The following is a 13130-nucleotide window of genomic DNA, read 5'->3' as shown; positions in this document are numbered from 1 at the left end:
TTGTGGCTTCGCTTGCGACAGCCGACGTCACGAACACGTTCACGACGTGTACGCCCAGCTCGTCGAACACGCCTGGCGTCGTCAGCCAGTCTCATTCGCACGCGACGCCGTCGTGGTCACGGTCGAGCTTGCTGCTGTAGCCCGGCTGGCCCTGGTACAGCGGGGCAGCGCCAGCCGCGCGCGCCTCGGCGCAGGACCCGAAGGAAACGGCCGCCGGCGCGGGTGCCGCTGGCGGCGGAGCCTGCGCGGGCTGCGGTGCGGGCTGCCTGCGGTGCGGGCTGCGCAGCCGCCGGAGGCGGAGGCGGGGCCTGCTGCTGCACCGCCTGCGTCGGCGCGGGAGCGGGAGGCGGCGCCGGCCGGCGCACTCAAGCTGGTCGTCGGGGATGTGTCACCGGGACCCGGTCGGCACCTGCGAAGCTCAGGCAGGGAGTGGATCTCTGAGAGAGCATCTCCACTGGTGCTGAAGTGCTCTTACCCACACTCGTATGGCGGAGGATGAGAGATTCGAACCCTGCCGACGCCGTGCCAGACGAGTTCGAATGAGACTGCATCGTCCGCACTACCAGCGCATATCACTCTCCGTGGTGTCAGATTCTGTCACTTCAGATCAGCGCTCACTCGGGAGTCCGTGCCCACAACGTGCCCACCGCGATCAACCACGCCGGCTCGTTCGCAGGTCGCCCGCTGCCCACGCCGTCGAGGACACGGCGCCCTCGCTCCCCCGGGCCACGTGGCGAGGACACCGGCTCGCCCCCGCGCCGGGCGAAGGGGTGGACAGGGGTGGACGGCGTCCACCCCTGGGATTCGCCAGTGCCCGACCAAGACATCGAGAACCTCTGTGCCACAGCGGTTCTGGCGCGGCGATCGGGAGCTGTTCTCGCCGCAAGGGGTGTCCGCCACCCCTTGGCGTCCACCCCTTGACCGCGACGCCCGCCGGCCGTATCGGTTATCGATCATCACAGGTTGAACACCCGAGTGCCTGCGAGGAATGACAGCCTGCCGGGCCCGTAGCCGTCCGGTGGGCGTCAGCCCCGGGCGGCTTCCCAGGTCTTCCGGTCGATGGCATAGATGTCGTACTCGGCGCCCTGGAGGACCTCGGAGCGGTCACGCCGCAGGCCCAGTTTCCCCGCAACCCGTATCGATCCGACGTTGCCAGCCGTCATGATCGAAATCAGGTCGTCCTTGCCCACCACGTCGAACGCGAACTCGACCGCCGCCGCGCCTGCTTCGGTGGCCAGGCCCTGGCCCCACCGGTCCCGACGGATCGTCCACGCGACCTCACAGCCCGGCCAGCCGAGCGCTTCGTACAGTCCGGCCCGGCCGAGTAGCTGCCCGCTCGCCCGGTCCTCGACCGCCCACATGCCGTACCCGCGCAGCGCCCAGTGCCCGATCTGGAAAGCGGTCTGCGACCAGGCACCGGCCTCCGTGCTCGGCTGGGGCGTGTGGTCGGCCATCCCGTCCGCCGCCACGATCTCCAGGTAGACGGGGACGTCGTCCGCCCGCCAACCGCGCAGCACCAGCCGCGGCGTGAGGACGGTCGGTACGCCGCGGGCGTCTGGCTGGCCGAGGGTGAGGGTCATCCGCTGCTCCCTGCCGGTAGTGCCCGTCTGTGGGCCTGGAGCCGCTCGCCGAGTTCGGCGACGGCCCGTTGGCCTTCCCAGCGTGCTCCCAGCTCCTGCCAGATCTGCCCTGATCGCTGGATAACGGTCCGGGTCGGCCGCCCCTCCAGCACCGACAGCGCCGCCGACGCGGCGTCCGCGGCCTGCTCCGGGTCCGGCCGCGCCCGTCGCAGGAACGCCTGTGCCAGCGCGTTGTACGTCCCGCCGATGTCCTCGTAGCCGCCGCCGGTGGCCTTCAGGATGGTCAGGGAACGGCGGGCGTGCGGCTCGGCGAGTTCGCCGTCCCCGAGCCGCCCGGACACCACCGCGACGAACGTGTGCACCAGCTCCTCACCGAACGGCTCGGTGCCGACCATCGGTTCACCGAGCCAGACCGCGTCCTGCATGTCGCGCAGCGACTGCCGGGCCTGCTCGTGCTGGCCGGCCGCCGCCCGCGCGCGGGCCTCGTAGGCCGCGAGCCGGGCGCGCAAGTACGGGTGGGCACCGTGCCGGGCCTGCGCCGCGATGTCGGCCGCCGCGGTGTGCCGCCCGGTGTAGTAGGCGATCGACGTTTGCAGCGTCGCCACCGAACCGCTCAGCAGCGGATCGGCGACGTCACGGGCGTACAGCTCGGCGAGGGAGGCGAACCGGCGCGCCGCGGCGTCGTCACCGACGTTGAACGCCAACCGCCCGGCGTAGAACGCATACTGCCCCGCAACCAGGGTGAGCCGGCCCCGGACCCGGCCGGACAGGCGACCGTCGAGGAGCCGCTCGACGTCACGCCACCCACCGACGATCAATGGGGTGAGCACCGCGTGCGGGGTGCTCGTGTACGCGGTGCCGATCTGGTCGAGCCGCTCATCGAGCTCGTCGAGGGTGAGCGGGTCCGGGTCGCCGCCCGCGATCCGGCGCGACACCTCACCCGCAAGCCCCGCGGCAACTGCCAGGGCGCCGAGTTCTACTACTTCTCGCCGGTCCGTCTCGGCTCCCTTCGTTGCTCGCCCGCCCGGCAACTCCGTGTCGAGATCCTGTCGGAGTCCCTCCAGCCGCACCTCCTTCCACATGCTGATCAACTCACCGCCGGCGTTCAATACCCGGTCCAACGCCTTGATCAGATTCGCGGACGGCACCTGCTTCCCGGCTACCGCCTCGGAGATCTGCGGCCGTTTGAACTTGGTCGCCACAGCGAGGCTGGTGCGGTTGTGCCCCTGCCGTTCCATCAACTCCCCGAGCCGGCGGGTGAACCGGCCGCGCGCTGAGTCCTCGCCAGAGTGCATCGAAGCCCCCACCGTCGGCTGCCCGTAACCACAGCGGTTACGGGCGTAACAGGAGTTGCGGTCTGTCGCTGTCCTGGCGCGGAGTGTGTCATGTGACGTGTTCGGGGGAAACACACCCGCCCACGGCTAGGAGTGGTCGGGGGACCTCCGGACGGGTGCTGGCTCTCGCGCATGACCACTGGTGAGGCCACGCCCAGGCGGGGAGGCGGCCGCGTCAAAGCCCGTCTCTCCGCCGTTTCAAGGGCCCGCCTCCGCGGGTCGCCGAAGGCACCCCGTCCGCGACGTGCGCCATAGCCGGCCCTCGTTGCGACGGGATAGCACCCACCCACGACCGAGCCGGGAGGCTCTCATGAACCACGGTTCCACCCTCACCGTCGACCCGCGCCCGGATCGCGCCACCGCGACCATGGCCACGGCGCAGGTCGACGCCTACCCCACCGGCCGACGCGCCGCGGAGATCCTCGACCTGGTCGAGGAGCACCCGCTGTTCGACCGGCTGCGGGCCTCGACGCTCGCCTACCCGGAGTGCTGGGCGACGTTCACTGGCTACCCCGTCATCAATGAGTGGGACCTCGACGAGGACGGCCCCCACCTGTTCGAGGAGGCTCTCCGCACGATGGCGATGAAGGCCGCCGTCTACGACGCCACCGGCGACGAGCGGGCCGCCGAACTCGACGTCGCCGCGCCGGTCGACGAGATGGTGCACGCCCTCACCGCGCAGTTCACGCTCCTGAGCCGCATCCAGACCGACCTGGGCGTGACCTTCATCCACAGCACCGACAACGAGCGGTTCCAGTACGACGCCGACGGCCTCACCGACATGATCTACCGGGCCGCTGGGTGGGGCGAGCCCCGGCGCCGCTACTGGATCGGCAAGGCCGAAACCGCGCGCCGCCTGAGCGTCCTGCTTGGGCTCTACGAGTCGATCGGCATCAACCGCGGCGGGCGCTCCCACCTTCTCAACTTCTGACCTCAGCCCGCCGCCGCCAGCGCCACCCGCAGCGCGTCCACGATCACCGCCGCCGGGAACCGCCCGGCCGCTGCCCGCTCGGCCTGGGCGAGCACCACATCAACCTGCCCCGGCCCCGTGTGCCGGACCAGCGCCGTCATCCACTCGGCGAGCCCCTCCGCCTGGTCCGGCATCGGGCCCGGGGCAGGCCCCCGGTCCGCCTCCTCGGGCCAGCGTTGCCCTGCGGAGGCGTACCGGCCCGACGCAACCCCGATCTTGTGCGGGTGGACGCAGACCGGCACACCGGTGTCCGAGTCCCGCCGGTAGCCCCGGGACGTGTCGTACCGACTGTCCGGGCCGGGCCCGTCCGCGATATCGAACCGGCCCCGGTCATGCACCAGCGCGGGGCAGACCACGCACAGCGCATCCTCATCCCAGGGACGATCCATGTCGCGCTCACCGGACGCCACCGCCCCATCATCACCAGCAGTCACCCCGCCCCGCGGGCCGACCCGGCGATCCGTCCTCACCACACCCCGGCCCCCGGTCATCATCGCGGCACTCGACATCGCCCGCCGCTGGTGCGCCGGCCACCACATCGACGGCACGCCCGCGCTCGGCCACGCCGTCCGCGTCGCGCTCACCCTCGGCCGCCACCTGCCGGACGTGTCGCCCAGCCTGACGGCTGCAGTCCTCCTGCATGACGTCCCCGACTACGCCGACGCTCAGACGCTCGGTGTCGAGATCGGCGACCGGTGCGGCACGGACGTCCTGATCGCCCTGTGGCTCATCCACAACGAGCACACAGCCATGGACCTCTACCGACACGATCCGGACGCCGCAATCCGCCGTCTGGAGAACCTGCCCGCCGACATCTCCGCTGCGCTCGCTGCCGACAAGGTCGTCAGCCTGTCCTGCGTACTCGGCTGMGCCCACCGCGCCCAGGACATCCGCGGCTACTGGACGACCCGCCGCGGTTTCCTCACCCTGGTCCCGTACTTCCGTGCCTTCGCGGTCGCCACCGCCCCACGACTACCCCCGAGCTTGGCCGACGACCTCGACGGACTCGTACGAGGCGCTCACCGCGCCGCGATACTCGCAGCGCCCGTAGCTACCGCCGGTCGGGCTACAGGCCACGGGACAAGCCTGCCATCGACCCTGCCTCCGAGCTGTTGACGCCCTGGTCAGCGCCCCTCCTTGTGCGTCTCGCAGCGCACAGCGACACGTTGGAGATGTCCCGACAACGCCCACCCGCTTCCGAAATGAGCTGATCATCCGTACTCGCTCTGGCAGTATTGAGGAGCATCGGGAAGCAACCTCAACCGCGGGAGGATGCCGTGACGCCGTGGACGATCGCACCGGCTCCTGGGACGCGAGACGGCGCCCCCTCAGGTGGGGCTCGACCAGCGACGAGACAGGAGCCGGGCCTTCAGGGCATCCCTGAGGTAAGCCCGAGGGCACTCGCGGAATCAACCGTCGAACCGAGAAGACTGAAGTCCTACGAGTTCTCGATCCCCATCGAAAACCCACGAGACGCAAACGAATTTGCGCGGGGCATTGACCCGCCGGAGAGGCCGGGTAGAGGAGTCGGGTAAAGGCGCGTTGGGTTCCACCACCGGTGTACTGTGCGAGTCTCGGACGTTAGGAAGATGGATTTCACGGGGGCCAGCGTGACCGAACTCATTCCCGGCGTCGGCGCCGGCTCGCTGCTAAACTCGCTGCTACTCGCAGACGACCGGTCGATGCGCATCGGCGCGGTGTATCGCCTCGACTATGGCGAGGCGATCGTGCTGACGCACGATCGATGGAAGTTCGAGGCTGGCGGCATCCCTCAGTTCTCGTTCCTACTCGCGACGGCACAGGACATCAACGCGCCTCAGGTGGACGACGACGAAGTGCTTCTGCTACGAGTGGAGGGCACGTCTCCACTCTCGATGGAGACCGACCTACACGCTGTCCGCGAGGAGTCCTTGCGGACAGCGCTATCGAGCAATCAGGACCCATCCCCGTCCGTCGTACTCGACGTCGAAATGGACCCTTTCACCAAGAACCGAGTGTCATTCACCGGACTACGTTGCAAGATTCTCGGCACATTCTACGAGGATCACATCGACGGCCAAAAGGTCCTCGACTTTGGTGCCGACGTCGATAACTTCTATGCGACGTCCACCTACCGAGTATTGAAGCCCGTCGGCGAGGGATTGTCGACAATTGCCTCATACCTGAAGCCTACCGATCGCCCAGTCGAGCGGGTCCGGATTGGTGCAGTCCGGTATTCGGCGACACGTCGGCGCGCGAAGGCATCGAAGCAAGCAGCCTCCGGCGTTGAAGTCAATATCAGGGATTTTATCGGCCACAAGACTGCACTACTGGGTATGACCCGGATGGGCAAGTCGAACACCGCAAAAATCATAATTGCTCGCACATTCGCCGTTTCAGAGCGGCAGCGTGCCAGCGGCGGGAAGCCGATCGGCCAACTCATCTTCGACCCGCAGGGCGAGTACGCGAACCCGAACACACAAGACGGCACGGAGATTGCCGCTATCGGCGAGAAGCACGTCCGCATCTTTAAGTTCGGAGCGGACGGCTCACAGCCACACGTGAAGCCGCTTAGCATAAACTTCTTCTCGGAGAACCAGATCGATGCCGTCCAGAATCTGATTTCCGACCAGCTCAGCACCGATGAATCCGGCTACGTGAAAGACTTCGCCGGCGCTTCTTACCGCGATGTGCCGGGCGACCATTCCGCCACCACGCACGCGCAGCGTGCCCGGCTCGCCCTGTACGGTGCACTCCTACGGGCAAATTTCGACGAACCGGCGAATTTCCGAGTTCGCGTGAGCATCAAGGGCACTTTCCAGCAGAAAATTGTCAATGGGCTGGGCAAGAACCCTTTCATCCCGGCAGGCAGGTCATCTAACATCGTTGCGATTGCAGCCGCCAATGTGGAGGCCGTGGTCGAGCAGATTGTCGAGCTGCGTGAAGCCGGCGACTCCGACGCTGTCGAATTCACGAAAAACGTCCGATGGAAGAGCGTGGAGCCGATCTTCACGGCCAAGAGCGCAAACCGAAGCGTTCGCGGCTGGAAAAATCTCAACCCGCTACGCCCGTTCCACAGCCCCCTTACGATGAGCGACCCAGCCATCGAAATCTACGAGGAGCTGCTGGAAGGGCGCATCGTAATCGTGGACCTCCACGTAGGCGCAGCTCCGATCACGAAGGCGCTCAGCGAATCAATCACTGCGCGATTGCTGGAGCAACAGACGTCGGTCTTCGTATCGGGACAGGATCCGCCGGCCATCCAGGTAATGCTGGAGGAGGCGCATAACCTCTTCTCGTCCGACCGCTACAAGGACGACCGGGACATCTGGGTCAAGCTCGCGAAAGAGGCAAGCAAGCTGAATCTCGGCATGACCTACGCAACGCAGGAAGTATCGGGTGTTGCGCACCAGGTCAAGGCCAACACCGCCAACTGGGTGGTTGCACATTTGAACAATACGACTGAGGTTCGAGAACTCGCCAAATTCTACGACTTCGGCTCCTACTCAGACGCGATCATTGCCTCAGAAGACCGCGGCTATGTTCGACTCAAGACGCTGTCGTCCCCGTATATCGTTCCAGTTCAAATTGACCGCTACGACCTTGAGCTCGTAAATGAGGCCCGGCGGGCGGCGGGCGATTCTGCGCTGCTCCCCAACGGCCATGGGTCGGTTCTCTTCTAATGCCATACGAGACCGTCGGCGGGACGCACGAGCTCGCCTCCCGACTCGGCCATTCGGCTGCCGCCGTCCGCGCCATAGCAGATCAGCGTACCTTCTACGTGCCTGCTGAGGCGCTGCGTGGCGTCGAGGAGATCCGAGAGCGTGTCCGGCACCGTACAGATTTCAAGGTTCCACCTGACGACCTGCGCCTCACAGCCGCACTAGCCATCGACGGGTCGCGCGACATCGAGCAGGTGCGCGATGGTCTGCCGTCCGTAGTTTACGGCTATACTCAGGTCGCCGCTGCCTTCGTGGATCTGAGGGCCCTTGAGACACAGAAAGCCGAACGCTTCGTTGACCCGGTCGAGATACAGCGGGCCGTCAACACGGCACTCGTGACGCTTGATCTTCCTATCTCCGGCGCCTACACCCGAGCGGGTGTCGACATCGCCACGTCATGGCGTGAGGCACTCGACGAGTTGTTCCGCACAAAGAAGATCGAAGTTAACCGTCTGAATCAGACACTGCTTGAGCTACTATTTCTGCTACACGGCAAGCCGGGCGAGYCCGCATCCACTCTTCCAGTAAATTGTCCGACCGAGAACTGTCTCAAGGATATACCCGTACCGACCATTGGCCTAAAATGTGGCGCTTGCGGTGTGCAGTTGTTCCCTACCGACGTTCTTCGCATCCACGAAGAAGTGGGCGAAGAGACCCGCAATGAGTCCGCCCTCGGCAGGCTCATGTCTGTCGTGGAACTGCTCGTCCTCGTCGGCCTAGCCACGCTGCTCTGGGAGCAGTCACGGCGAGAGCTGCTCCCCGCCACGTTGTTCATCGTCGACGGTCCGCTTGCGATGTACGGACCTCCAGCGAAACTTCGCAGCTGGGCTCTCGACTACTTCCAGGCGATGGCAGCGTCCACCCCGGGCAATGGGCCGTTCGTGTGTGGCATYGAGAAGACCGGCACGATGGTCGACTACGCCCGGCAGTTAGCGCATCACGATGTGCTCGCGCCAGGGGACCTACTGGTCTGCGACGAGAACGTGATCGCCCGTGTCATCAACGCCGGCAACGCCCGTGCGTATGGCAAGGAAACCTACTGGGGTCGCAAGTTCGTCTACCGCGCGCTGGATGGGCGTGTAGTTGTCCCGACCGTACTGCCCCCGGCTGGCGCGCCGTACGACACCCAGGGCGGGCGTCCGGAGCCCGAAGACTACCCAACGCTCCCAGCCATCCTTGACGTCATCGACCGAACGGGTTCGTCGATGTACGTTGACGGCATCATCCCGGTAGCGGCGGCACACGGGAAGGCCGCATTCCCCATAGGGGTCGGCACAGATGTCCTGCGGCTCGTAGCCAGCCGACGGCTCGGCCTCGACCACACCCCGAAGCCTTCCGGTCCGGTAGCGTCGAAGCCGTGACAGTGGCTGTACGCGAGCAGCATTCGTGCACGGCCGCACTGCTCGCGGTCGGCAGCACTCCACGCAAGATAGCGCCGGCCCCTGAGGACGTGACCCACGCGCTGGCCGTTGCTCGGTACCAAAGTCCGCTCCGCTACCCCGGCGCTAAGAGCGGTCTGGCGAATGTGATCGGTGAACTTATCAGAGCAGCACACCAGTCCTCCACAATGCGCGAGGTAGACCTGCTCGTTGAGCCGTTCGCCGGAGGCGCTTCCACCACTCTGCGGTTGGTCGGAGCCGGCGTCGTTAAACGCGCAATACTCGCAGACGCAGACCCGATGGTCGCCGCATTCTGGCAGGTAGCGGCTGCACGAACGCAGGAACTCGTCGAACGTATCGCCGATGAGCACAGAAAGTACGTCACTGCCGGAAGTAGCATGGCACTCGCGCGCTGGGACTACTGGCGTGCGTGGACTCCCGTTCCGGGAACGACACGGGCGACCCAGGACCTCGAACTCGCCACCAAGTGCTTGTTCCTCAACCGGACAACCTTCTCGGGAATTCTCCACGGCCAAGCAGGTCCCATTGGCGGCCGCGCCCAGACTTCGGCCTATGGCATCGGATGCCGATTCAATCTCGCCGGCCTGGTTCAGCGGCTTGAGTACGTCGGTCACCTCTACGAGACAAATCGACTTGTCGATGTCTGGAGATCCGATTGGAAGGATACTCTCCACGGAGTCGCTTCGCATTACAAGACGCTCCTCCCAAATCGGATTGTTGCATACTTGGATCCGCCGTACCTATCAAAATCTGGCAAACTTTATCCGCGGTCGTTCGACGTACGGACGGCCGGGTCMAGCAAGGATCTCAACTGGCAAGCTGGGCTTCAACATCACCATCTCGCGGAATACCTGCGGCGCGAAATGCAGTACCGCTGGATCTTGTCCTACGACTATGATCCACGGCTTCTGGCCGACGATGCGCTGTACGCTGCGAACGCCATGCGACCTTCCGGCTCCAGGGCGAGCCTGACCGGGGTCAAGGCATGGCGCATCTCCAAGCGGTTGGTAGCGCTCAACTACACCGCGTCGTCTCGCAGGGGGCGGGGATCAGCAGAGGAGCTCCTGCTCACCACGCTTCCCCCGGCGACCGTGCCGTTCAACGAGCGGCTACGGGCAATCAGCTGATGTTGTAGGCGGTTACGAGCTCGGTGTACCGGTATGGAACCCCGCGACCGCTCGATGGCCGCCACCGCGGTATTGGCTGATCATCCAAGTAGCGGGGCAGTGCACCGCGGTGACCGCACCACACCCCCAGGTCCGCCACCGGCGTGCTGCAGCGATCAACAAGCTGAGTCGCGTTAACCTTACTTATCAAGAGTCAGGGTTGACGGGGAGAGGTTTGGGATCATGGAGCTGTCAAGGGTCGACACACACCCGATCGGCGCGGACGGGCGGCCGGTCGTGGCCGGTGTGCGGATGGTCGACCGGCAGGTCAGCGATCAGACTCGGGTCATGCTCGCCGCAGCGATCCGCCCGAACACTGCCCGCGCCTACACCTACGCCTGGACGCGGTTCACCGGCTGGTGTGACGAGCAGGGCCGCGGCGCGCTGCCCGCCACCGCGGAGACCCTCGCCGAGTACGTGGCCACCCTGATCGGCAACGCCGCCGCCCCGGCGAGCATCGACCAGGCGCTCGCCGTGGTGCAGCGCCGCCACCGCGACCAGGGCCTGACCAGCCCGGACACGGCCGCCGCCCGGCTCCTGCTGCGCGCCTACCGGCGCACCCGCGCCGAGCAGGGGAAGACGGTGCGGCGCTCCGCCCCGGTGACGGTCGAGCCGCTGCGCGCGATGGTCGACGCCGCCGGCCCGGTCGACAGCCCCGCCGGGCTGCGTGACCGGCTCCTGCTCGTCCTCGGGTTCTCCCTCATGGCTCGCCGGTCCGAACTCGTCGGCCTGGACCTGGCCGACGTCGTCGAAGTCCCCGAAGGACTGGAGGTCGCGGTGCGCACGTCGAAGACGGACCGGGACAGCGCCGGGGCGGTCGTGCCCGTGCCCTTCGGGTCGGACCCGTCGCTGTGTCCGGTGCGGCTGTACCGGGCGTGGGCGGCCATGCTCGCCGAGCACGGGGTGACCGGTGGGCCGTTGCTGCGTCGGGTGGACCGGCACGGCAACATCGGCGGCCGGCTCACCGGCGACGGGGTCCGCCGCATCCTCCAGACGCTCGGCGTCCGGGCGGGCCTGCCGGCCGGGCAGATTCCGACTCCGCACGGCCTGCGCGCCGGTGGGGCCACCTCGGCAGCACGGGCCGGTGCCCCGGTGTCCGCGATCACCCGCCAGGGCCGCTGGGCTGAGGGGTCCCCGGTGGTCCACGCCTACATCCGGACCGTCGACCAGTGGCGGGAGCACCCGCTGCGCGGCGTGCTCTGACTCCGCATGCTGATGCCCCCGGCCGTCTGGCACGGGGGCATCAGCATGTCCGGGGTAACACCCGGGTATGGGGTGGTCCGGTTCCGGTTGTCTGCGGGCCGTTGAGGGGCTCGGCTATGCCGGCTGGTCGGGTCGTAGCCGGCCTGCGAGCAGGGCACTGCTCGGTCAGAGACGGCGGGGTGAAGACGGCCCGGCTCCGTCCGTCTCAGCGTCGTCGGCGGCGTCCCGGGTGGCCTGGTCCTGGGACAGGATCGCCGCGGTGTCGGCGTGCATCCCCTCGACGAGCTGCGTTGCTGAACTCGGCGCGCGCCGCATCAGACACCCGCCCCGGCCTTGTCGAGGCGGGCCGGCAGCCGCAGGTCACGCAGCGCCCCGGCCACGAAGTCCATGCCTGCGGTGAGCTGGAAATCGGTGGGTCCCGGGGCGAGCCGGTAGGGAGCCTCCGAGGCGGTGCGCAGCATCCGGGACGACGCGGTGATCTCGGCGATGGCGGCGAGGATCTCGGCCTGTGCTGCTTCGGCCTTCTGCCGTGCGGTGAGGTAGCGGCCTTGCAGATGCCCGACCCACGCGCTGCTCTCCGCGTTCGCGGTCTCCTGTGCGCGCACGATCGCGTCCCCGGCGGCGCGCTCGGCCTGGTCGAGCTTCGCTTCGAAGACGGCACGCTCCGGGCCGGACGGCAGGCCGCAGTGGTCGAGCTCGCGCTGTGCGTCGAGCGCGGCGCCGTGCGCCTTCTCGGCGGCGAGCATCGGTGGGGTGACGAAGTCGAGCCCTCCGTGAATGTCCACGGCGCGTGGCCCCCCTGAGGTACGGGCACGGTCAGCTGGTATCGGTCGATCATCAGAACTCCAGATCTGGCAGCGACGGAAATTCGATGTCCGGCAGGGGCGGCAGCGACGCCAGCGCGGTATCGACGTGGGCGAAATGGTCGGCGAGCATCGCGTCGAGCCGCGCCGTATCGTCATCATCCACATCGATACCGCGGCGGCGGGCATCGTCGAGCTCGGCGGCAAGGGGTCTAAACGCAGTCAGCCGCTGATGCACGGTGCCGATGGAAAGGTGTAGCCGGGCAGCGATCTGCCGGATGCTGTGGCCCTGCTCACGCAGCACGAAGCACCGCGCGGCCTGTTCATACCTATCCACCCTGCTCCGCCCACCGTGTCATCACCGTCTATTATCCTTCACGCATTTGCAGGGTCTGGTGAATCCGTTCGAGTGGCCAAAAAATACCCCGGTGTTCTGCATGCGCCTCCCTTCGTTCAGACAGAGGAGCGGCGGTGTCTTCGATGATCCGCTCCTTTTCGCGTAGCCGGGCACAGATCTCTGGAAGCTCTCCCGGATCTTGAACAGGAAAGTCAAGATGTGCGATGCTGTCCCATTCATCGGGGAATGCGCCGGTCATGCTCGTGTTGTCCTCTCGCCGCGTGGGTGCGTACGTGCGGAAACATGTTCGCCGGAGCAACTCGACACCGCTGCGTAGCTTCGGGGCGTGTCTCCCAGTCGTCTCGGCGACGTCCGTTCCGGCTTCCGGATGGCCGCAGCCCACCCCCGGCGTCCCTCGCCCGGGTCACGGTGATCGACCCTAGGGCGGCGGAAGCCCGGCGGGACCCCGCCAGCGACGCCCTCGGCGCTGGCGGGGAGGGCGGCCCTAGGCCCTAGACGCCCTGCACGCAGGGCATTCTCAGACCTAGTGCAGCGCCGCGCAAGTCCTGCTGGGGTTGGTCAGGCTGCTTTGAGGGGTTCGCCGGTGTAGGTCCAGCGGTAGGGCTTGGCGGTCCG

At 67.0% G+C, this 13130-nt stretch carries 14 protein-coding genes; 6 read left to right on the top strand and 8 right to left on the bottom strand.

Going from position 1 to position 13130, the window contains the following annotated elements; all coding sequences use genetic code 11:
- Positions 1-91: 91 nt before the first annotated feature.
- From BBK14_RS42915 to BBK14_RS19975, 3 genes are all read right to left on the bottom strand, one after another.
- Positions 92-286 carry an excalibur calcium-binding domain-containing protein gene (locus BBK14_RS42915; RefSeq protein WP_476739399.1) on the bottom strand — a complete coding sequence of 65 codons (195 nt, stop codon included), beginning with the start codon at positions 284-286 and terminating at the stop codon, positions 92-94.
- Between the two features lie 739 nt (positions 287-1025).
- Positions 1026-1580: a GNAT family N-acetyltransferase gene (locus BBK14_RS19980; protein WP_071064761.1), complete on the bottom strand. Its 555-nt coding sequence runs from the start codon at positions 1578-1580 to the stop codon at positions 1026-1028.
- A complete protein-coding gene (locus BBK14_RS19975) occupies positions 1577-2875 on the bottom strand; it encodes a helix-turn-helix domain-containing protein (protein ID WP_071064759.1) in 1299 nt (432 codons plus the stop codon). The genes BBK14_RS19980 and BBK14_RS19975 overlap by 4 nt, the downstream gene beginning before the upstream one ends.
- Positions 2876-3224: 349 nt before the next feature.
- On the opposite strand from BBK14_RS19975, the gene BBK14_RS19970 reads away from it, so the two are divergent.
- Positions 3225-3845, top strand: a complete 621-nt coding sequence (locus BBK14_RS19970; protein WP_083391106.1) for a hypothetical protein — start codon at positions 3225-3227, stop codon at positions 3843-3845.
- A gap of 2 nt (positions 3846-3847) precedes the next feature.
- Here BBK14_RS19970 and BBK14_RS19965 read toward each other — a convergent pair whose 3' ends face one another.
- A complete protein-coding gene (locus BBK14_RS19965) occupies positions 3848-4273 on the bottom strand; it encodes a hypothetical protein (RefSeq protein ID WP_071064834.1) in 426 nt (141 codons plus the stop codon).
- Between BBK14_RS19965 and BBK14_RS19960 the strand changes: the two genes are divergently transcribed.
- The 5 genes from BBK14_RS19960 (at position 4272) to BBK14_RS19940 (ending at position 11354) form a co-directional block, all read left to right on the top strand.
- Positions 4272-5000: an HD domain-containing protein gene (locus tag BBK14_RS19960; RefSeq protein ID WP_071064757.1), complete on the top strand. Its 729-nt coding sequence runs from the start codon at positions 4272-4274 to the stop codon at positions 4998-5000. The two genes, BBK14_RS19965 and BBK14_RS19960, sit on opposite strands and share 2 nt — an antisense overlap.
- A 494-nt stretch (positions 5001-5494) precedes the next feature.
- Positions 5495-7546: a helicase HerA domain-containing protein gene (locus BBK14_RS19955; protein WP_198541354.1), complete on the top strand. Its 2052-nt coding sequence runs from the start codon at positions 5495-5497 to the stop codon at positions 7544-7546.
- Complete coding sequence (locus tag BBK14_RS37835; protein ID WP_131802361.1) at positions 7546-8946, top strand: hypothetical protein; 1401 nt, start codon at positions 7546-7548, stop codon at positions 8944-8946. Before BBK14_RS19955 ends, BBK14_RS37835 begins: the two co-directional genes overlap by 1 nt.
- On the top strand, positions 8943-10112 hold the full coding sequence (locus BBK14_RS35610; RefSeq protein ID WP_198541352.1) for a DNA adenine methylase: 1170 nt from the start codon (positions 8943-8945) through the stop codon (positions 10110-10112). Before BBK14_RS37835 ends, BBK14_RS35610 begins: the two co-directional genes overlap by 4 nt.
- 222 nt (positions 10113-10334) lie before the next feature.
- On the top strand, positions 10335-11354 hold the full coding sequence (locus tag BBK14_RS19940) for a tyrosine-type recombinase/integrase (RefSeq protein ID WP_071064749.1): 1020 nt from the start codon (positions 10335-10337) through the stop codon (positions 11352-11354).
- 165 nt (positions 11355-11519) lie between these two features.
- Here BBK14_RS19940 and BBK14_RS38450 read toward each other — a convergent pair whose 3' ends face one another.
- From BBK14_RS38450 to BBK14_RS37830, 4 genes are read right to left on the bottom strand one after another with little or no spacing between them, the layout of a single operon-like run.
- Entirely contained in the window at positions 11520-11669 is a 150-nt protein-coding gene (locus tag BBK14_RS38450; protein ID WP_157904308.1) for a hypothetical protein, read from the bottom strand.
- On the bottom strand, positions 11669-12139 hold the full coding sequence (locus BBK14_RS19935; protein WP_071064747.1) for a hypothetical protein: 471 nt from the start codon (positions 12137-12139) through the stop codon (positions 11669-11671). The genes BBK14_RS38450 and BBK14_RS19935 overlap by 1 nt, the downstream gene beginning before the upstream one ends.
- A 52-nt stretch (positions 12140-12191) precedes the next feature.
- Entirely contained in the window at positions 12192-12494 is a 303-nt protein-coding gene (locus tag BBK14_RS19930; protein ID WP_071064745.1) for a sigma factor-like helix-turn-helix DNA-binding protein, read from the bottom strand.
- 31 nt (positions 12495-12525) lie between these two features.
- Positions 12526-12753 carry a hypothetical protein gene (locus BBK14_RS37830; RefSeq protein WP_131802359.1) on the bottom strand — a complete coding sequence of 76 codons (228 nt, stop codon included), beginning with the start codon at positions 12751-12753 and terminating at the stop codon, positions 12526-12528.
- Between the last annotated feature and the right edge of the window lie 377 nt (positions 12754-13130).

This window comes from Parafrankia soli, assembly GCF_001854695.1.
Taxonomy (GTDB): domain Bacteria; phylum Actinomycetota; class Actinomycetes; order Frankiales; family Frankiaceae; genus Parafrankia; species Parafrankia soli.
The sequence above is the reverse complement of the archived record's forward strand: the minus strand, read 5'-3'. Positions and strand labels throughout refer to the sequence as shown.